Raw genomic sequence first — 20,846 nt, forward strand, 5'->3', positions numbered from 1 at the left:
GCAATTGCAGGACGCTATTTTATCGCCACGCGAGGAAGGGGATTATCAAGCTGTCCGTTTCAGGGTATAAGGGCGCTATGAAAATCCCTAAACGAATACAACCGCTAGTAGACGACGGTCTGGTGGACGAAGTAATACGTCCGCTGATGAGTGGCAAGGAAGCTGCCGTATATGTGGTGCGCTGTGGCAGCGAGATCCGCTGCGCCAAGGTTTACAAGGAAGCCGCCAAGCGCAGCTTCAAGCAGGCCGTGCTGTACCAGGAAGGTAGGAAGGTGCGTAACTCCCGCCGCTCGCGTGCCATGGAAAAAGGCTCGAAGTTCGGCCGCAATCAGCAGGAAGAGGCCTGGCAGAACGCCGAAGTGGACGCGCTGTATCGTCTCGCACGAGCCGGCGTGCGGGTGCCCCAACCCTACGGCTGCTTCGAGGGCGTGTTGCTGATGGAGCTGGTGACCGACGACGAAGGTGGCGTCGCGCCACGCCTGAACGACATCAGCATGTCTGCCGAGCAAGCCCGGGAAGATCATGCGATGGTGATGGAATACGTCAAACTGATGCTCTGTGAAGGGTTGGTGCATGGCGATCTGTCCGAATTCAACGTCCTGGTCGACGATTATGGTCCGGTCATTATCGACCTGCCCCAGGCGGTCGACGCTGCGGCAAATAACAATGCGCGCTCGATGCTGGAACGCGACGTGAACAACATGACCGAGTATTACGGCCAGTACGCTCCGGACCTGCTGGAGACGCGCTATGCGAAGGAAATGTGGGCCAGGTACGAGGACGGCGAACTGGAGCCCGGGACTGTCCTTACAGGCTACTTCGCCGAGAGTGAGCAAGCCGCTGATGTCGATTCGGTGGTCGAAGAAATCCGCGCTGCATTTGCCGAAGAACAGGAGCGGCAAGAGCGTATACGGGACGCCGCGGAAGAGCAGTAAGGACCAAACCTTGGGGCGTCCTGCGGACGCCGTCGGGCCGAGGGCGACTCCCACAAAACCTTGAATCACTCTGTATATGGAGCCAGGGCTGAGCGCAGGCCTTTAACAACGCTAAACAGAACCAGTCTGCGGGAGGCCGGACTCCGGGCGATTCTGGCCGCCAGGCCAGCCTGGGGCTTATCTGCACACAGACACTAAATCTCCACCTTCCCCCGCAGTGCCTTGGCTCTACCTCTTGCCGTCTTGCTGTCCACCCGCCGTTTTTTCGACGCCTTGGTCGCCTTGGTGGGCCGCCGCTGTTTCTTGATTTCGACCGCGCCGTTGATCAGCTCAGCCAGCCTGGCGAAGGCATCCTCGCGATTTTGCTCCTGGGTTCGGTACTGCTGCGCCTTGAGCACGATCACCTTGTCCTTTGTAACACGCGAATCGGACAGCTCACGCAGTCTCTCCTTGAAAAAGTCCGGGAGGCTCGAGCTGTTTATATCGAACCGCAGGTGAATCGCACTGGATACCTTGTTGACGTTCTGCCCGCCCGCGCCCTGGGAGCGAATGGCAGACACCTCCACCTCCGCCTCGTCGAGCTCGACACCGTAGAGCAGCTTGATCATCAGGGTTTCTCCGTCAGGGCATACAGGATGGCTATACTGGCCATAGGTTAAAGGAGTACAACAATATGCACAAAAACCTGCTGCCCGGCATGTTGATGATGTTGACCTTCACCGCAGTAGCCGAGCCGTCTGAAGACACTGACCTCCCCGATTGGACAATCGAACGTATCGACCCGCTTCATGAGCGCTTATCGCGCTGGGTAAACAACTCCTCACGCAGCATTGACGGCTATTTCGGAACCGACGAGCACGTCGCTGTGCGCAACCGTTCCTATCTACGCCTCAGTCAGGAACTCGAATGGGAAGAAAGCGAAGGCATCGACAACGACACCAGCATTCGCTTCAAACTTGACCTGCCTACCACCAAGGACAGGTTGCGACTGATTATCGAAAGTGATCCGGAAGAAACCCAGGGCACGCTCTCGGAGCAGCAGGCAAACCGGCTCGGCGCGGAGCAACCGGGCAGCGGCAACACCATTCTCGGGCTGAGTCAGCTCGGTGGAGATGACAAGACTATTGGCTGGGAAACCAGCGCGGGTGCGGGTATCAAGTTTCGCTTCCCGTTGGATCCCTATGTTCGGCTCACCGCCGAGCGCCTGTGGGATGTCGGCGCTGGCCTCTGGCAACTGGAATCCTACAATCGCGCCTCATGGTTCAACAGTGACGGTTACCGGGTAAGAACCCGCTGGGATCTCGGCCGCCCGCTGGATGAAACGCAGCATTTACGCTTTATAACGCATGTTCAGTGGCAGGAAGATGAGGACACGCTGGAGTTTTCCGAATCCATCGAGCTGAACCAGATACTCGGCAAGCGCAGCGCCATCCGTTATGCGGGTATCGTGATCGGCAGCAGCCTGTCCCACACCCGCGTCGAAGACTACGTATTGTTGGCCCAGTATCGCCGTAACCTGCACCGCGACATTCTCTTTGCCGATATCGTCCCCGAGCTGAGATTTCCCCGCGAGGCCAACTTTTCGCCGCGCTGGGGGCTGGTCTTGCGAGTCGAAATGTTCTTCCGTGGTGAGGTGGTAGATCGCAGGCAAGGTTCTGCGCGATCCCAGGCCGGGCGGAGCTACTCACCGGAGCGCATTGAACAGGCTTTTGACACAGCACTGAGACGTCGCCCTGCGCCTGCATCACAACCCATAAGTTTGCCTGTCAGCAGCAACCGGTACGGGCCCATGGAGCACATCCCGCGGACCCAGGCGGATATGCTGGCCAACGCGCACCGTTTCGGCCAGCTATAGTCGCGATGACATCAGGCGTTGCGTCGCAACACCGATGCCTCGTGCATGAAATTGACCATCCATTTGGTCATCAGCTCGCCATCCACGTCGGCGCTGAGCGAGGCGTTACCTGCACGCAGACGGACATCCGGAATAATTCCATGCCGTGACGCCATGAGATCCCGGGAATAATCCTTGGAGAACTCCGGGTGTCCCTGGATGCTGAGGAAATGGTCGTCGTATTGCACCACGTAGTATTCGCAGAAATCGCTTTTCACCAGCACTTCGGCCTCGGCTGGCAGCTCGACGACCTGATCCTGGTGGCTGACAACCAGATCGAGTTTGTCCTGCCAGGGATCCATCCAGGTCTTACGTTGCACAACCTGGTTGAACGACACGCCAACGCCCCACCCTTTTTCCGATCGCTCGACCTCGCCGCCGAGGGCCCTGGCAATCAGTTGGTGCCCGAAGCAAATTCCAACCAGCGGTTTTTTTGCCTCCCATAGTTTGAGCAGGAAAGCCTCGAGCGCTTCGATCCAGGGCAGCGGATCATAGACGCTGAACCGGCTGCCTGTGGTCAGATAGCCGTCGCATTCATCAATGGAAGCCGGCAGCTCGCCGTCATGGGCGCGGTAGATAACCACGTCAGACGTCTGGATATGGTCCTCTAGCCGCTTCAGCAGCATGTCCGGATAATTGCCGTGGTCCGGTTGGAGAGTCTCGTTCACATCATCGCACTGCAAGATCCCGATCTTCACGTTTTCCTCCCGTCAAATAACGCCCAGCAGAGGCCGCTGAGCTATCCCGATCATGAGCGGAGAACTTTGGGTTGGCAAGGAGTCCGCCCCGCCTCAAACCAAAGCGGGTCGACTCCTTGCAAGGGGCTGGCGTGTCCTACGCTGGGATACTTTTAACTTTAGGTTCTCGGGCCCAAACTCGGTGTTTGCTCATCGCTACGACGAGCTTGTCGCCAAGATCCTTGGCCGTTGGTGCGCTGATCAAGCCCTCATCGGCGTCCAGCCGCAGGTGGTTTGCCAAACTCCCGGCATCACCACACAAGGCAATGGCCTTGAGATGTTTATAGGCTTCCAGCAGGTAATGTTGAGCTGTGCCGTTTGTTTTCATCGTTTCGACCGCGGCCGCTCCACCGGGTACGAATACCGCGTCGAAGGCAATTGACGGCAGGCCTTCCATCGAAGCGTCTGGCACCAGACTTTGACCTTGCGCGGTTTTCACCGGCGCAGCGGAGGGACCGATAAGCTTGGCCATCGCGCCTTCCTGCTCGAGCATCTTCATAATGAAACTGATATCAGACTCCTCGACGCCGTCGGCAATCAGGATAGCCACCTTGCGCGACTTGATGTTCCCCGCCAGCAAGTGAAGCTGGCTAAGTGCCGGCGACTCCTTCAGGCTCAGCGCGCGCGGCGCAACTGTCGGCCCGGCAGGCGCGGCAACGCCGATATTCTCCGCGACGCGCGTGGCCAGGGTGAGATCAATACTGGCCAGTATCTCGTTTACCTGACGTTCACGAATGAACATTCGCTCGACCTTGGACAGCTCGAAGCTGTAGGCCCCGATAATATGCTCCTTCTCCGGCTCGCTCATGCTGTTCCAGAACAGCGTGGCCTGGGAGAAGTGGTCACCAAAGGATTCACTGCGATTGCGGATCTTGGTACCCGAAACGCGCTCCGGATAGGACTCGAAACCACCGCCACTTGGGGCCGGAGGCGCCTCCTTCGGCCAACCACCATCGATCGAGTTGGGCTCGTAGGACGCGCGACCCTTGTTGATGGTCTGGCGATGCGGCGCGTCACGCTGGTTGTTGTGAAACGGGCACACCGGCCGGTTGATCGGGATCTCGTTGAAGTTGGGTCCACCCAGGCGCAGCAGCTGCGTGTCGGTATAGGAGAACAGTCTGCCCTGCAGTAAGGGATCATTACTGAAGTCGATACCCGGAACCACGTGACCAATATGGAAAGCGGCCTGTTCGGTTTCGGCGAAGAAGTTGTCCGGATTGCGGTTGAGCGTCATCTTGCCGACGATGCGCACCGGCACCAGTTCTTCTGGGATGATCTTGGTTGCGTCCAGCAGATCGAAGTCGAACTTGTGCTCGTCTTCTTCAGGAACCACCTGAATACCCAGCTCATACTCCGGGTAGTCGCCCTTCTCGATGTCTTCCCAGAGCATACGACGGTTGAAGTCGGGATCCTTACCGGCCAGCTTTTGTGCTTCATCCCAGACCAGCGAATAGACACCCGATACAGGACGCCAGTGAAACTTGACGAAGACGCTCTTGCCCTGCGCATTGATCATGCGGAATGTGTGCACGCCAAAGCCCTGCATCGCACGGTAATGCACCGGCAGCGCGCGATCAGACATGGTCCACAGGACCATATGTGCCGATTCAGGAGTCAGTGACACAAAATCCCAGAAGGTGTCGTGGGCGGACTGACCGGTGGGAATCTCGTTGTGCGGCTCGGGTTTCACCGCGTGCACGAAGTCGGGAAACTTGATGGCGTCCTGGATAAAGAAGACCGGCATGTTGTTGCCCACCAGGTCGAAGTTGCCCTCATCGGTATAGAACTTGGTGGCGAAGCCGCGCACGTCGCGTACCGTGTCCGCTGAACCACGAGGCCCCTGCACAGTGGAAAAGCGCACGAAAACCGGGGTCTTTTTCGATGGATCGTTGAGAAAGTCAGCCTTGGTCAGGTCTGACAACGGCTCATAGACCTGAAAATAACCGTGGGCGGCAGAACCACGTGCGTGCACCACCCGCTCGGGAATGCGTTCATGATCAAAATGCGTGATTTTTTCACGCATGATGAAGTCTTCGAGAAGCGAGGGCCCGCGGTCACCCGCTTTAAGTGTGTTCTGGTTATCCGCGATTCGGGTGCCGGTATTGGTAGTCAGCGACCTATCGGTGGCGTCTTCACGGTAGGCTTCAAGCTGATCGAGTTTGGTGCTGGTGTTGCTGCGGTCGGTTGTATCCGTGCCAGCCAGGTCGCTGCTGTTATTTTCGCGGGACATGTGCTTCTCCATACTGAATCAGAAGGGCCTCGCAGCGCTGATGTGTAACTGCAGAGGGTCTCAGTATCGGAGCCTGACATCAGTGTTTCGTTCGCCTGCTGTCAGTAAGGCTTTCGGTCCCTATCAGCGGGATCGCCAGGCGACCCGGCCCGCTATCATTCCCCGATATCCTCGTTCCATAGCGCCGGGTTTTCCGTAATGAAGCGCTGCATCAGTTCCACGCAATCGGAATCCTGTAGCACCTGCACCTCTACGCCACGCGAACGCAGCAGTTCCTCTTCACCCTGGAATGTCTGATTCTCGCCGATGATCACCTTCGGAATGCCGTACAACAGAATCGCCCCGGTGCACATCGGGCATGGCGAGAGTGTGGTGTATAGCACGGCGTTAGCGTATACCGACGCAGGCTGGCGCCCGGCGTTCTCGAACGCGTCCATTTCCCCATGCAAAATGGCACTGCCCTGCTGAACGCGACGGTTGTGTCCGCGACCGATTATCTCCCCGTCATGAACGATAACCGAGCCAATGGGAATGCCACCCTCGGCCGCGCTGGCACGGGCTTCGTCGATAGCGCACTGCATGAATGGATCCATGAATACTCCTGAGTTAAGTAATGCGGCCAATATGACCGTAACCGGCGATCAAGCTAAGCGCATTATGCATTCGAACGCGTCCTTGCAAAGAGCGCATTTGGCAGCATCCTCTGTAGCTGACAGGGATTCCGCCTTATGATGACGCCCGCGCGTTTATGCCTGACGTGATTTTGCACAGCACGAAGGCTCGCGATGCAGCAGCAAAGCCTCTGGTACTCATTTGCAAGGACTCTCGATGCAACAGCAGTTCTCCTCCCAACCGACCTCTTTCACCGTCAGCCTGCATTGGCTGCTCGGCGCGGCCGCGCTGGTCGTGGTGCTTGGTGGCCTGAAAGCGATCAGCCACATCGTCACGCCTATCCTGTTGGCGGTATTTCTCGCCATCATCAGCGCCCCGCCACTGACCTGGATGCAGCGCAGGGGCGTTCCCGGGCCGGTTTCGATCCTGGTGCTGTTTTCCGTAGTGGGTTTCACCTTCTTTCTGCTATTCCTTGCGCTCAAAGGCGCTGCAGAAAGCATGGCGACCCAGGCACCGCTTTACCAGGCGCGTTTTAACGGCTGGATGCTGGATCTGCGTGGATTCATAGAGCAACGCGGTCTGCCGCCCGATCTGCTGCCACGGGAACTGTCGTTGCCCGCTACGCCTACTATCACCGGCGCGGCGCGAGACATAGCCGGCGGGCTCGGCCAGTTCACCGCCACCTCTCTGCTGGTGCTGCTGGCGTTCATGTTCTTGCTGCTGGAGGAACGCACCCTATCCGACAAACTCGACGCCGCTTTTCCTAACCGACGGCGGGCGCGTGTACGCGCGCGGCGTTTCCTGCGCTCGGTGTACCGTTATCTGTTGATCAAGACGGCAGCCAGCGCAGCGACAGGGCTGATAATAGGCGTTGGCCTGTTTGCAATCGGCGTCGACTTTCCGATCCTCTGGGGCATCGTCGCCGGCCTGCTGAACTTCATTCCCACCATCGGCTCGATCATCGCAGCGGTGCCGGCGGTCCTGATTGCGTTTCTCGGGCTTGGAATAGGCGAAGGCCTCGGCGTGCTTGGCCTTTATGTTGCGGTGAACACCCTTATCGGCAACATACTGGAACCACGCTTCATGGGCCGAAGCCTGGGGCTGTCGCCGTTGGTGGTGCTGGTGTCCCTACTGATATGGGGCTACGTATTCGGTCCGGTAGGAATGCTGCTATCAATACCCTTGACCATGGTGGCCAAACTGGCACTGGATGCCTCGCCCCAGACACGCTGGGCTGGCATCCTGATGAGCGATGAGGCCAGACGATAGGCGAAACGGGCTGCTCTTGCGCTAACGAATCGACTCCCAGCCCGGCACGCCTCGCCGGATGATGCGGGAGAAGTTTTCGTCATCCCCGGCGCGCCGGGCCCGCTCGGTAAAATCACCGCGGGCCCTCAAGGTTTCCAGCGGCTCATCTGCGAGCCCGCCCACGTCTTTCACGTAGGATGGCAGATAGGCTGACAGCAGTAACCGGGCATCCATCGGCAAGCCATCCACGATCTGCTCCATCATGTTGTAGACGATGATCGTGCAGTTGGCCGTGACCGTATGGTAGAACCGCGGCTGCGCAGAAAGCCGGTTGGCCTCCTCCACGTAAGCTACAAACAGATCGCGCATCGCCTGTTCGGGCATCTCAACGCGGTACAGGTGCGCCTGCTCACCCCGCACGTTGGTTCTCACCCGCACCGCGTCGCGCTCATCGGAGGCGAGCACATTCAACTCGAACTGCTTGAAGAACCCGCCAATGGCGGAAAAGCTTTCATTGCGCTCGCGGCGGATCTCCACGGTGAAGGTAATGAACTTTCCGTCATCGAAGCCGAAGGACACGAGGATATGCGCAATCCCGGGCATACCCCATTGCGAAGTGATCAGATCGACCGAGCGTAAGCTGCCGAGGTCGTAGCTACGCGTTTCCCAGCGCACGTCATAGTCATCCTCCGAGCGCCAGTGAAAGTTGCGCACGTTATGCAGCGTAGCCTGTTGGCCACGGATATCGCCCTGGGTTATCCGCGCCAGGTCATCGGCCCATTGCCGCTCATGGCTCGGCTCCAGGCTGCCCCACCAAAGCATCAGCAAGGCAAACATCAGCGCGTAGCCAGCCAGACCCGGCCAGACAGTGCCGGTCCAGGCTAACCAGAGCATGCCCAACGCAGCGCCCACCCAGACAGCAATCAATCCGACTCGCCATGGGAGCGGCCATGGCAACTGGAACCAGAGCGCCATGCCGCCCCATACGCAGCTCAGAATGATGATCAGTGTTCCGAGGGAAAGTAGCAGAATGCGAAGCATCAAGCGGGCCTGTGGGTGGTTGGGTTCTGCGTCAGTCTAGCCGTCATGTTGCTGCGGGCGCATGGCGACACACCATGAAAGCGGCCTCAGTGGCTACGCACAGTGCATTCCACCAGGCGTATCACGAGCGGACGGACCGCGAGTATGCAGAAAAAGGCGCTTGGCATGGCTAACTTGTATGCCTGCCAGACCTGTCCAATATAGCCCTCGCCAATCCCCGCGTTCGCGGCCGTAATCACCAGACACATCAGAAACGCCATGATGCCGGACATATAGAAGGCCACGACAAAAGGTGTAAAACGAAGCGGCAATTTGAAACGCTGCAAGCGTGATGAAGGATGTTGCGAAGTCATCAGAATCGACTCTCGTAAGCGTGACTGAAACGTCGGCCAGACCGGCGAGCATGCCGGAGCGGCCTGGAAATGCGACCGCTGATGATACCACCCGGCCAAGCCTTGCCGCATGGCGGGCGAAGCCAATGGCTGGCAATCAGGAACCCACGCGCGCGGCGCGATGTCGAGATTAGATACCTCGATAAGACTTCCGTCGCGGAATAATCACAAGAGAGACGTCAATGCAGTCACTGCCCCAGCGCCTGATTCTCTGTTTTGCCCCGCTTTTCCTTGTCGCCTGCGACGAAGAACAAACCAGTCCCGAACCACCACCGCCCACGGTATCGGTGGTAACTGTCGAAACCCAGCCGGTCGCCAACGTCGTTGAAATACCAGGGCGAGTCGAAGCCATAGCTGTCGCTGAAGTCCGCGCCAGGGTCGACGGCATTATTCAAAAGCGGCTGTATGAAGAAGGCACAGACGTCGAAGCCGGGCAGCAATTGTTCCAGATCGACCCACGGGAAATGCAGGCCAATCTCAATTCAGCCGAGGCAGCACTCGACCGCGCTAAAGCCACGGCCGCTAATGCTGCCCAGGATGTGAAACGGTACGAGGGTCTGGTTGCCAAACAGGCGATCAGCCAGCAGGAATACGACACAGCGCTGGCACGCCTGCGTACAGCGCGCGCCGATGTGTCCCAGGCCGAGGCAGCCGTAGAGACAGCGGAACTCAACCTCGGCTATACCCGTGTCGAGTCACCCATAGACGGTGTGGCAGGGCGCGCCGAGGTAACCGTCGGCGCGTTGGTCAGCGCGGCCAACGGTACATTGCTGACCCGCGTCGAACAGTTCGATCCGGTCTACGTGAATTTTTCGCAATCGAGCTCCGACCTGCTCTCGCTGCGCGCCCAGATCGCTTCAGGTGCACTGGAAATGCCGGAGAAAGGCAAGGTTCCGGTCCAGTTGGTGCTGGAAAACGGTGAGCCGTATCCGCACGCCGGTTACGTAGACTTCCTGGCCATGTCGATTGACCGGGCTACCGGCACCGTTGCGGTACGGGCCCAGGTCCCGAACCCGGATCGCCTGTTGCTGCCCGGCCAGTTTGTGGAAGCTCAGGTAGAAGTAGGAACGCGCCTCGCCAGTATTCTCCTGCCGCAGCGCGCGGTGATCATGAGCGAGCGCGGTGCCAGCGTGATGGTCGTGGACGAGCAAAATGTCGCGCAATCGCGGGAAGTAAGAACCGGCAGCATGTATGACGGCAAGTGGATCATCCGGGAAGGGCTCGAGCGCGGCGAAACAGTCATTGTCGAAGGCTGGCAGAAGGCCCGGCCCGGTACGCCGGTAACGCCGGAGCCCTACGACCCCGGCCAGCCACCCCGTGCGGGTGGAGAGTCGGGTGCGCCGGCGCAGGATGAGGCTGCCGCGCAATGACGCCGACATTCTTCATACGCCGGCCAGTATTCGCCTGGGTCATTGCGTTGGGCATTCTGCTCGGGGGAATCCTTGCCCTGCGTGCCCTGCCCGTCGAACAGTACCCCTCGATCGCCCCGCCCCAACTTAACATCAACGTGACCTATCCTGGCGCAGATGCCGGGGTGCTGGAAACCAACGTCACCCAGGTCATTGAGGAGGAGCTGAACGGCGTCGAGGGTTATCTGTATATGGACTCGACCAGCCGCTCGAACGGCACGGCGTCCATCTCCCTCACGTTGCAGGCCGGCACTGACATCGACGTCGCACAGATGGAAGTGCAGAACATGCTCAGCCGCGTGGAGCCACGTTTGCCGGAGGAAGTGCGACGTCAGGGCATACGCGTCTACCAGGCCTCATCGAGTTTCGCGCTCATCGTCGCGTTAGTGTCCAAGACCGGCACCATGGGTAGCCTGGAGCTTGGTCATTTCGCTACTACCAATATCATCAGTGAGCTGCGCAGGGTCCAGGGCGTCGGGGATATCCGCGAGTTCTATACGCCCTACGCGATGCGCATCTGGCTGAATCCCGACCGGCTGGCGAGCTTCGGTATTTCGGCGGCCGAAGTGATGAGCGCCGTCCGCGAACAGAATAGCCAGGCAGCCGGCGGCTCCCTCGGCGAACCGCCTCTCAGCGAGAACATCGAGATCAACGCGCCCATCGAGACCCAGGGGCGCTTCAGTAACCCGGATGAGTTTGCCGAGATCATCCTGCGCGCCGACAGTGTCGGCTCGGTGATTCGACTCAAGGACGTTGCCCGCGTCGAACTGGGCGCGCAGAATTTCACGGCGCGCAGTGAGCTGAACGGGCAACCGGCCGCAGGCCTCGCCGTGCAGCTTGCTCCCGGCGCCAACGCGCTGGATACCGCCGAAGCCGTCAAACAGCGCATGCGGGAGCTGGAAAACGGCTTTCCTGAAGACATTGACTGGACGGTACCCTTCGATTCAACGCCGTTCATATCAGCCTCCATTCGCCAGGTGCTGCTGACCCTCGTTCAGGCCATGGGGTTGGTGGTGCTGGTAATGCTGGTGTTTCTGCAGAGCTGGCGCACCACGCTGATTCCGACCATCGTCATCCCCATCACACTGATCGGTACCTGCCTGGGGCTCTGGCTGCTGGGTTTTTCCATCAACCTGCTCAGCCTGTTCGGACTGGTGCTGGCGATAGGTACGCTGGTGGATGACACCATCGTGGTCGTGGAAAACGTCAAGCGCTTGATGGATGAAGAAGGGTTGCCCCCTTACGAGGCCGCAGTCAAAGCGATGGGTCAGGTATCGGCGGCAATCATCGGCACCACCCTGGCCTTGATCGCGGTATTCGTGCCGCTGGCGTTCTTTCCCGGTTCCACGGGCGGAATTTATCGTCAATTCGCCGTCACGCTTTCCATCGCAGTCGGGATATCCACTTTGCTGGCACTGACATTGACGCCCGCCATGTGCGCTGCGTTTCTCAAGCCGGCAGAGAATGAAAAGGACAAGCCTGGCTGGAGCAAACGGATCTTTGCTCCCTTCAACCGCGGCATGTCGTATATGACCGAGCGCTACCACGGCGGTGTCGGTTTCGTGCTGGCCCATCCGCTGATATTTTTGCTGGGTTTTATTGCGTTGCTGGCATTGACCGCCCTGCTCTTTGTGCGCATGCCCACCGCCTTTCTGCCCGATGAAGATCAGGGCTCGGTGATGACCGTCATTCAGGCCCCGCCGGGCTCCACGATTGAGCGCACGACCACGGCTGTCAAACAGGTACAGGCGTTCTATGCCGACCAACCCACCGTTGAGGATGTGGTCAGCGTGTTCGGCTTCAGCTTTTTCGGCCAGGGCCAGGCGCATGCCATGGCGTTCGTGCGCCTCACTCCGTGGTCTGACAGGCCGGATGAAGAGCAAAGCTCGCTGGCTCTGGTACGCAAGGCGATGGGCGCCTTTTCACAGATCAAGCAGGCCCAGGTATTCGCGCTGAATCCGCCGTCCATCCCTGCCCTTGGCGTATCGGGTGGTTTTTCCTTCAAGTTGGAGGACCGCGGCGGCAATGGATACAAGGCGTTGCTTGACGCACGGAACCAGCTGCTTGGCCTGGCGAGTGAGAGTTCAATTCTGGAAGGCGTTCGCCCGGAAGGCGCAGATGAGGCGCCCAAGCTGCGGCTGGATATCGACCGGATCAAGGCCCGCGCCCTGGGCTTGTCGATCAATGACGTCAACACCGCTTTAGGCACAGCCTTCGGCAGCGCGTACGCCAATGACTTCAACCTCGATGGCCGGGTGTTACAGGTTCTTGTGCAGGCGGATTCACAGTTCCGCATGACGCCCGAGGACGTACTCGATCTTAAGGTGCTGAACGACGAAGGCGAAAACGTGCCCTTTGGCGCATTTTCCAATGCAAGCTGGACCCTCGGTCCGATTCAGCTGCAGCGCTATAACGGCTATCCCGCCGTAACGCTCTCGGGCAACGCAGCGCAAGGGCATACCACCGGCGAAGCCATGGATGAGATGGCACAGCTGACGGAGCAATTGCCCGCCGGCTTCGCCTATGAATGGTCGGGCGCATCCTACGAGGAACAGCAAGCCTCGGGCCAGGTGGGCATGCTGCTCGGGTTGTCGCTACTGGTCGTGCTGATGGTGCTGGCGGCGTTGTATGAAAGCTGGACCATCCCCATTGCCGTGTTGCTTGTGGTGCCCTTTGGCGGCCTTGGCGCGATCCTGTTCGCCATGCTCAGAGATTTGCCTGCCAATGTGTACTTCAACGTCGGTCTGGTGACCATCATCGGGCTGTCGGCGAAGAATGCGATTCTTATTGTCGAGTTCGCCATCGAAGAGGAAGGACGCGGCAAATCGCTCATTGATGCGGTGATGAGTGCAGTACGTTTGCGCTTCCGCCCGGTACTGATGACCTCGCTTACTTTCATTCTTGGCATGCTACCGCTGGTGCTATCCAGTGGCGCCGGCGCGGCTTCGCGGATCGCGGTGGGCACCGGTGTCATGGGCGGGATGATTGTCGCGACGCTGCTGGGCCTGTTCTATATCCCGCTGTTTTACATGGCGGTTCGGCGCTGGTTGAGCCGCAAGCGTCCGCTCGGCGCGCGGGACGATGCCGACAATGAGAACAATGAGGGCAACGCCGACGGCGACAAGGAGCAGCCAGCGCATGAATAAAACCTGCACTGCTCTGCTGATCGCGCTGACCGCTGGCTGCCAGTTGGCGCCGGAGCACCAACGCCCCGACCAACCGACGGCAGCGCTTTATCCCAAGGTGTATGCGCCTGAACGGGGCGAAGCCGCCGCCAGTGATATCGCCTGGCAAGTGTTCTTTACCGATCCGCGTCTGCGGCATCTGGTCAGCACCGCCTTGCAACATAACCGCGACCTGCGAGTCGCCATCGAGCGTATCGAAGAAGCGCGCGGTCTCTATCGAGTCCAGGGCGCGAGCCGCTATCCCACGCTGGGTCTGAATGCTGAAGCGACCCGGGGTCGCTTTCCGACCGGCGCGGGTACTGGCGGGGCGACGCCGCCGACTGCACCCGGCGCGGCTGCCGGTGCCGGCGGGGGCATCGTCGAGCGTTATTCGCTGGGGCTGGGCGTTTCGGCATTTGAACTGGATTTCTGGGGACGGGTACGCAACCTGACTGAAGCTGCGCGGGCGCAGTATCTGGGTACGCTTGAAGCGCAGCGGGCATTCCGTCTGTCGCTGATCGCCGATGTCGCGTCGACGTATCTGGCACTGCTCGAGGCGGAAGAGCGTATCCGACTCGCCGAGGCCACGGTCGAGAGTCGCCGGGACGGCCTGCGCATTGCCAGGGTGCGTCTTGATGCGGGCATCACCTCGGCACTGGATTGGAATCAGGCCCGCGCGTTGCTGACCCAGGCTGAAACCGAGCTGGCGGGGCTACGGCTGACCCAGGCCCAGCAACGTAATTTCCTGGTGCAACTGGTCGGCACGGAGATCGAACGCACCTTGCCCGACCCGTTGCCACTGACCCAACAGATCAGCGAAACCACATTGCGCGCCGGTCTGCCCTCCGATCTGCTGTATGTGAGGCCGGATATCATTGCCGCCGAAGAGTCGCTACGCGCCGCGCGCGCCAACATCGGTGTCGCACGCGCTGCATTTTTCCCGCAGATCTCGCTCACAGGTACTTTCGGCTACGCCTCGAACGAACTGGATGGGCTGGTCAACAGTGACAACGAAACCTGGAGCATCGGACCGACTATCAGTCTGCCGCTGTTCGATTTCGGCCGAAACCGCGGCAACCTCACGGTGGCCCAGGCGCGCGAAAACATCGCTGTTGCGGAATACGAAGACGCCATCCAGACCGCCTTCCGAGAGGTATCCGATGCGCTGGCCGGCCGGCAATTTCTGGCAGAGCAACTGATTGCGCAGGAAGAAAATGTCGAGGTACTACGAGAGATCGCTGAGTTGGCGCAAGACCGCTACGCCGAGGGCGTAGTGAATTATCTGCAGGTACTGGATGCGTCGCGCAACCTGTTCCAGGCAGAACAGGCCTACGTTCAGATCAAACGCGCGCAGGTGCAGAACCTGATCGAGCTTTACGTAGCGCTGGGGGGCGGGACGACGGCGCCGAGACAGCTGCCGGAGTAAACAAAGCTCTGGCGTAGCGCAGGCGCGCTACGCCAGAGGTGAGGGATCAGTCTCCGACGATCAACAACGGGTTATAGCCGCTGGGCGAGTATTTGCCTTCCTCGGCCAGCATCAGGTCCAGCGCCAGGCTGGCCAGATTGTCGGCGACCGGATCGGCCCGGCCATGCTGCTCACGCAGTGCCACTTTCAGGTAATGATCGCAATGGTCACAGGCTTCGGCCTGAATCGGCAGGAAAGGCTTGCCATTTTCATCATCCAGCCCGAGATAGATCAACTGGCCGCCCTCCCCGCACAGACTGCATTTGACCCGCTCGAGGTGCCATTCGGTCGCACACAGGCTGCAATGCAGATAGCGCACACCGCTACGATATTGCTCGCCATGTATGACGCTGGCTACCGGCGGACAACCGCAGGTGGGGCATAGCGCTTCGGCTTGAACCGCGGGCTTGTCCGGCGCGCGAGGCAAGGCTTGAGCCAGCCGCACCCAGGTTACCTGGAGCGCGGCCGCGACGAGCGGCATAAGCGGCCGCTCTTCGTGCGAACCGGAACGCGCTTCCAGCACGTTGACGGCCAGCGCATCCAGCTCATCAGCTGTTTTGCTTCGCAGAGATTCCAGCAAGGGCCGTTGCCGCTGGCCGATGTGAAACTCAACGCCTTCAAGCAACGCGGACAGATCTCCCTGCCAATGCACATCGCGCAGCAATGCCTGATACCCCAACGGAGGCAAGCCGTGCTTCAGTGCTTCGTCGAATGCATCCGGGGCTGGTTTCCAGCCCGGCGCCTTGTCGGTCAGAACCTGATGCTGGGCCTGGACGACACGGGCCATGAATTCCAGAAATTCATCCAGAGCCGGCACCTGAACCACCAGTTCGCGCAGCCGCGTGGCGCGCTTCTGAAACAGATCTGCCCCGGCCAGGGTGACCGAGGGCGGATCCATGATGCCAGTGGGTGCATTTCCATATGTATGATTCACTACGGCTCCTTGGGTCGTTGGGTGGTTGCGGTTGTTCTGGCCTGCGGTGCGGTCTGACCATCAGGGTCGCCGTTATTCACCACGTCGTCATACCAGAGCCTGTGGTGATGCCGCGCCCAGGCATGACTGACACGCCCTCGTGTCATGGCGCGAACCGAACCCTTTACCCAGATCGCCGAATACACGTGGATGACCAGCGTAATGATGGCGACAAAGGCTGTGAGAGCGTGAATCATCGCTGCCCAACGCAACGCCCAGATCGGCATGCCATCCGCTATCCACGGCCGCCAGAGTACCACCCCACTGACTAGCAGAATCGGCACCGTCAGCAGGAAAATCCAGTACACGGCCTTTTGTCCGGCGTTATTCTTGCCCACCGGAGGCAGATGGTCATCCCGGTTATTGAGCATGTCGGGCATCTGCTTCATCCACTGCACATCGTGGCGGCGAAACAGATTTTCGGTGAAGAACCGTACCGCCTGAATCAGAAAAAACAGCGTCATGAACACGCCGATATAGGGATGCACTATCCGCGTCGGTTCAGGCCCGCCAAACAGCGCGGTCAGCCCGAAAAACGCCGGATAGAACAACGCCAGCCCGCTCAGCGTCAGCAACACAAAGCAGATCGCGACAATCCAGTGGTTGGTACGCGACCACCAGCCGTAACGCAGGATGCCCCTGTTGACGTTGGACTGTCTCATGGCCGGTCCTCCTCACGACGATCAAACTCGCGCGCCCGCTCTGCCTTCTCGGGATCGGGGTCATCTTCAGGCTCTTCCTTGGGCCCCTTGATCATGTAATGGAAGAAGCCAGCCAGTACCGAAGCGCCCAGCAATGCCGACATGATCGGTTTGGTGACCCCCTTCCACAGCTCGACCGTAGGACTGATATGCGGGTCCTTGGGCAAGCCACTGTAGATCTCGGGCTTGTCGGCATGCTGTAGCACGTAAACGACATGGGTACCGCCCACGCCAGCCGGATCATAGATCCCGGCGTTGGCATACCCCCGTTCCTGCAGATGCTCCACCCGACCCGCACCATAGTCGAGCATGTCTTCCTTGGTACCGAACATGATCGCCGAGGTCGGGCAACTTTTGACGCAGGCCGGCTCCAGACCATTGAAGACCCGATCCGAGCACAGCGTGCATTTGTACGCCTTGTTGTCCTTCTTGGAGATCCGCGGGATATCAAAGGGACAACCGGCCACACAGTAACCGCAGCCGATACAATGCTCGGAATTGAAGTCCACGATACCGTTGGCGTACTGCACGATTGCACCCGGCGCCGGGCACGCCTTGAGGCACCCCGGCTCGGCGCAATGCATGCAGTTATCCTTGCGGATCAACCACTCCAGATTGCCCTGCTCGTTCTCGTATTCGGAGAACCGCATCACCTCGAATGACTCGGCTGTCAGGTCCTGCGGGTTGTTGTAGGTGCCATCGCATTCGCCTACTTCATCCCGCAGATCATTCCACTCCGAGCACGCCACCTGGCAGGCCTTGCAGCCGATACACACCGATACGTCAATCAACTTGGTGACTTTCTCCACGCCACCGTGGCGAACCTGTGGAGAAGGCACCGTCGTCGCCGAGCGAGCGATGACGTTCTGCAGGTTAATTTGATCACCTCGCATTCGGCATCTCCTCTATAGCTTCTCGACGTTCACAAGGAACGACTTGAATTCCGGGGTTTGCGTGTTTCCGTCACCAACAAAGGGCGTCAACGTATTGGTCAGATGTGCCTTTTTGGTAACGCCCTTGAAGCCCCAGTGGATCGGAATGCCGATGTGATGGACCGTTCTGCCATCCACCTGCATGGGTTTCATCCGCTTGGTCACCACCGCCACCGCGTGGATGAACCCGCGTTTGGAGCTGACCCGCACCTTCTCGCCTACTGCAATGCCCAGCTCTTCGGCGAGCTCCTCGCTCATCTCGATAAACTTTTCGGGCTGCGCGATCGCATTCAGCCGCGAGTGCATGGTCCAGTAGTGAAAATGCTCCGTCAGCCGATAGGTTGTCGCCGCGTAAGGAAACTCCTCATTGCTGCCAAAGTTTGCCCGGTCCCGCTCGAACACTCGGGCGATCGGATTGCTCATCGCCAGCGCATTGTTCGGACTCATCGGGTTACGGTTGATCGGCGATTCCAGCGGCTCGTAATGCTCGGGAAACGGTCCTTCATTCAGCCATTCGCAAGCGAAGAAGTGCCCGCCACCGGTTTGCGTAATGATGAAAGGCCCAACTCCGGCAGAAGGCGGCGAAGTAAGCGGGAAGTCAGGCACGTCGGCGCCTACCCAGCGTTCGCCGTTCCACCACACGAACGCCTTGTTCGGCGCCCAGGGCGTGCCATCCGGCCGCGCCGAAGCGCGGTTATAGAGCAAGCGCCGGTTCATCGGCCAGGCCCACGCCCATCCCAGGGTATTGCCGGTATCGTAAGGGTCGGAGTTATCCCGTCGCGCCATCATGTTGCCTTCCTCCGGCCATGCGCCTGAATAGATCCAGCATCCGCAGGCGGTGGTGCCGTCAGCGCGCAGCTCGCTGAAATCCTTCAGCTGCTGACCCTTCGGGCGAAGCAGGTTGCCCTGTTCGTCCAGCACATCTTCCAGTGCCCGGCCGTTGTACTCTTGTGCAAGCTCATCGGCCGTAGGCGCAGCCGGATTCTTGTAGTTCCAGCTCAGGTTGAGGATCGGATCGGGGAAGGCACCGCCCTCTTCCTGGTAAAGCTTCTTCAACCGCAGCATCAGGGCGCCCATGATGGTGGTGTCGGTCATGGCCTCGCCGGGGCCCGGCGCAGATTTGAAATGCCACTGCAGCCAGCGCGAACTGTTGGTGATCGAGCCATCATCCTCAGCAAAGCAGGTAGTCGGCAAACGGAACACCTCAGTACCTATCTGCGACGGATCCACATCATGGTATTCGCCGAAATTCTTCCAGAACTCGCCGGTTTCCACCGTCAGCGGATCCATGATGACGAAGTACTTGAGCTTGGACAGTCCCTCAAACACCTTCGCCTTGTCCGGGAACGCCGCGAGAATGTTGAACCCCTGGCAGAACGCACCGTTGCCCTTGCCCTCGGTCATGTCATTGATGGCGTAGAGCACGTCATAGATGGGTTCGGACAACTTGGGCAACCAGTCGTAACACCAGTTGTTTTCTGCGGTCGCCACATCGCCATACCAGTCCTTCATCAGGCTGACGAAGAACCGCTCGTAGTACTTCCAGTAGGAGACCTCACCTTCTACCAGCGGCTGTTTGACGCGCGTTTGCATGTAGGACTGGTAGTCCTGCAGGTCGGCGGAAGGAAGATTCATGTACCCGGGCAGCAGGTTTGACAGCAACCCGACGTCGGTCAGGCCCTGGATATTGGAGTGGCCGCGCAACGCGTTCACCCCGCCACCGGGCATGCCCATATTGCCCAGCAGCAGCTGGACCATGGCGCCACACCGGATGATCTGCGAGCCGATGGAGTGCTGCGTCCAACCCAGTGCATACAGGATGGTCATGGTCTTGTCAGGCGCGGAGGTCTGCGCCATCAGGTCCCACAATTTGAGCACCGTCTCCCTGTTCATGCCGCAAATATTCTCGACCTGCTCAGGGGTGTACCGGCTGTAGTGCTGACGCATCAACTGGAATACGCAGCGAGGATGTTGCAGCGTCGGGTCTGAGCGAGCAAAGCCCTGCTCATCAGCTTCGAAGTTCCAGGTCTCGCGGTCGTAAACACGATCCTGCTGCCTATAGCCGGTGAACAGCCCGTCCTCGAAACCAAAACCCTCGCGAACGATCAGGCTGGCATCGGTGTATTCGCGTACATATTCTTGCGCGAAGCGGTTGTTCTCGATCAGATAACTGATGAAGCCACCCAGGAACACGATGTCCGTCCCGGTCCGAATGAACGCGTGATGATCCGCCACCGCTGTGGTGCGGTTATAACGCGGGTCAATCGAGATCAGTATCGCGTTGTTCTGGTTTTTGGCCTGCATGACCCAGCGGAAGCCCACAGGATGCGCTTCTGCAGAGTTGCCGCCCATGGACAGGATGACATCAGCATTGCGGATGTCGACCCAGTGGTTCGTCATGGCACCGCGACCAAATGTTGGGGCAAGACCTGCCACCGTTGGTCCGTGTCAAACGCGCGCCTGGTTGTCCAGCTTGAGAATGCCGAGTGCCCGGGTGATCTTCTGCGTGATATAGGCGGTTTCGTTGGTTGTCGCCGAGGCAGCTACCATCGACGTTGTCATCCAGCGATTGACCAGCCGACCCTGTTCGTCGTGGGTCTCGAAATTCGCATCCCGGTCATCCTTCATGAGTCGGGCGATGCGATCCAGCGCCTCGTCCCAGCTGATGCGCCGCCACTCATTACTGTAGGGGTCACGCACCTCGGGGTATTTGACCCGGGATTCGCTGTTGATGAAGTCGAGTACGCCTGCGCCACGCGGACACAGCGAACCGCGGCTGACCGGATGATCCGGGTCGCCTTCGACATGGTAGATATGATCGATGACGTTGATGGCTCGGTCGCCGCGTGAATACAGCAACATGCCACAGCCCACCGAGCAATAGGTGCAGATATTACGCGAGACTGTGGAGCCGGAGAGTTTGAAGTGGCGGACAGACGCGACGGCTTCATCCGGGGCGAACCCCATCATCGCCATACTCGATGCGCCCAGACCCGCTGCTCCTAGCTTCAGAAAAGTTCGTCTGGATACGTTCACGGACACGGATGTCTCCTTGATACCTGTGATCAACCGTCCATGACCAGGTGCCTGGACGGCCAATCCGGCGCGCTTCT

General features: G+C 59.4%; 16 protein-coding genes. 6 read left to right on the plus strand and 10 right to left on the minus strand.

The window, feature by feature from the left end; translation table 11 throughout:
* Positions 1–77 precede the first annotated feature (77 nt).
* Positions 78–935: a PA4780 family RIO1-like protein kinase gene (locus HG264_RS05260; protein WP_169406672.1), complete on the plus strand. Its 858-nt coding sequence runs from the start codon at positions 78–80 to the stop codon at positions 933–935.
* Between the two features lie 194 nt (positions 936–1,129).
* Here the strand turns inward: HG264_RS05260 and arfB are convergent, their stop codons facing one another.
* Positions 1,130–1,543, minus strand: coding sequence for an alternative ribosome rescue aminoacyl-tRNA hydrolase ArfB (gene arfB / locus HG264_RS05265; protein ID WP_169406673.1), 414 nt, complete (start codon positions 1,541–1,543; stop codon positions 1,130–1,132).
* A gap of 65 nt (positions 1,544–1,608) precedes the next feature.
* On the opposite strand from arfB, the gene HG264_RS05270 reads away from it, so the two are divergent.
* Positions 1,609–2,790 carry a hypothetical protein gene (locus HG264_RS05270; RefSeq protein ID WP_178102803.1) on the plus strand — a complete coding sequence of 394 codons (1,182 nt, stop codon included), beginning with the start codon at positions 1,609–1,611 and terminating at the stop codon, positions 2,788–2,790.
* 11 nt (positions 2,791–2,801) lie between these two features.
* On the opposite strand, the gene HG264_RS05275 is transcribed toward HG264_RS05270, so the two are convergent.
* The 3 genes from HG264_RS05275 to HG264_RS05285 all read right to left on the minus strand — a co-directional run bounded on the left by HG264_RS05275 (position 2,802) and on the right by HG264_RS05285 (position 6,389).
* Positions 2,802–3,527, minus strand: coding sequence for a gamma-glutamyl-gamma-aminobutyrate hydrolase family protein (locus tag HG264_RS05275; RefSeq protein WP_169406674.1), 726 nt, complete (start codon positions 3,525–3,527; stop codon positions 2,802–2,804).
* A 136-nt stretch (positions 3,528–3,663) separates the two neighbouring features.
* Positions 3,664–5,796 (minus strand): catalase HPII, encoded by a 2,133-nt coding sequence (gene katE / locus HG264_RS05280; protein WP_169406675.1) that lies wholly within the window; start codon positions 5,794–5,796, stop codon positions 3,664–3,666.
* 155 nt (positions 5,797–5,951) lie between these two features.
* Entirely contained in the window at positions 5,952–6,389 is a 438-nt protein-coding gene (locus tag HG264_RS05285; protein WP_169406676.1) for a nucleoside deaminase, read from the minus strand.
* A 235-nt stretch (positions 6,390–6,624) separates the two neighbouring features.
* Between HG264_RS05285 and HG264_RS05290 the strand changes: the two genes are divergently transcribed.
* A complete protein-coding gene (locus HG264_RS05290) occupies positions 6,625–7,677 on the plus strand; it encodes an AI-2E family transporter (protein ID WP_169406677.1) in 1,053 nt (350 codons plus the stop codon).
* Between the two features lie 21 nt (positions 7,678–7,698).
* Here HG264_RS05290 and HG264_RS05295 read toward each other — a convergent pair whose 3' ends face one another.
* Together HG264_RS05295 and HG264_RS05300 are read right to left on the minus strand one after the other, a co-directional pair.
* Positions 7,699–8,697: a DUF4105 domain-containing protein gene (locus tag HG264_RS05295; protein WP_169406678.1), complete on the minus strand. Its 999-nt coding sequence runs from the start codon at positions 8,695–8,697 to the stop codon at positions 7,699–7,701.
* A gap of 86 nt (positions 8,698–8,783) precedes the next feature.
* A complete protein-coding gene (locus tag HG264_RS05300; protein WP_169406679.1) occupies positions 8,784–9,050 on the minus strand; it encodes a DUF2798 domain-containing protein in 267 nt (88 codons plus the stop codon).
* Between the two features lie 221 nt (positions 9,051–9,271).
* On the opposite strand from HG264_RS05300, the gene HG264_RS05305 reads away from it, so the two are divergent.
* From HG264_RS05305 to HG264_RS05315, 3 genes are read left to right on the plus strand one after another with little or no spacing between them, the layout of a single operon-like run.
* Positions 9,272–10,459 carry an efflux RND transporter periplasmic adaptor subunit gene (locus HG264_RS05305; RefSeq protein ID WP_169406680.1) on the plus strand — a complete coding sequence of 396 codons (1,188 nt, stop codon included), beginning with the start codon at positions 9,272–9,274 and terminating at the stop codon, positions 10,457–10,459.
* Positions 10,456–13,644, plus strand: coding sequence for a multidrug efflux RND transporter permease subunit (locus HG264_RS05310; protein ID WP_169406681.1), 3,189 nt, complete (start codon positions 10,456–10,458; stop codon positions 13,642–13,644). Before HG264_RS05305 ends, HG264_RS05310 begins: the two co-directional genes overlap by 4 nt.
* Complete coding sequence (locus HG264_RS05315) at positions 13,637–15,088, plus strand: efflux transporter outer membrane subunit (protein ID WP_169406682.1); 1,452 nt, start codon at positions 13,637–13,639, stop codon at positions 15,086–15,088. The genes HG264_RS05310 and HG264_RS05315 overlap by 8 nt, the downstream gene beginning before the upstream one ends.
* A 46-nt stretch (positions 15,089–15,134) precedes the next feature.
* Here HG264_RS05315 and fdhE read toward each other — a convergent pair whose 3' ends face one another.
* From fdhE to fdnG, 4 genes are read right to left on the minus strand one after another with little or no spacing between them, the layout of a single operon-like run.
* Complete coding sequence (gene fdhE / locus HG264_RS05320; RefSeq protein ID WP_169409015.1) at positions 15,135–16,025, minus strand: formate dehydrogenase accessory protein FdhE; 891 nt, start codon at positions 16,023–16,025, stop codon at positions 15,135–15,137.
* A 35-nt stretch (positions 16,026–16,060) separates the two neighbouring features.
* Entirely contained in the window at positions 16,061–16,762 is a 702-nt protein-coding gene (locus tag HG264_RS05325; RefSeq protein WP_169406683.1) for a formate dehydrogenase subunit gamma, read from the minus strand.
* The gene (fdxH, locus tag HG264_RS05330) at positions 16,759–17,694 is read right to left on the minus strand and encodes a formate dehydrogenase subunit beta (protein WP_169406684.1); all 936 of its coding nucleotides are present in this window, start codon (positions 17,692–17,694) and stop codon (positions 16,759–16,761) included. Before fdxH ends, HG264_RS05325 begins: the two co-directional genes overlap by 4 nt.
* Positions 17,695–17,706: 12 nt before the next feature.
* A complete protein-coding gene (fdnG, locus tag HG264_RS05335) occupies positions 17,707–20,769 on the minus strand; it encodes a formate dehydrogenase-N subunit alpha (RefSeq protein WP_169409016.1) in 3,063 nt (1,020 codons plus the stop codon).
* Between the last annotated feature and the right edge of the window lie 77 nt (positions 20,770–20,846).

The sequence above is a fragment of the Pseudomonas sp. gcc21 genome (genome assembly GCF_012844345.1).
Taxonomy (GTDB): domain Bacteria; phylum Pseudomonadota; class Gammaproteobacteria; order Pseudomonadales; family Pseudomonadaceae; genus Halopseudomonas.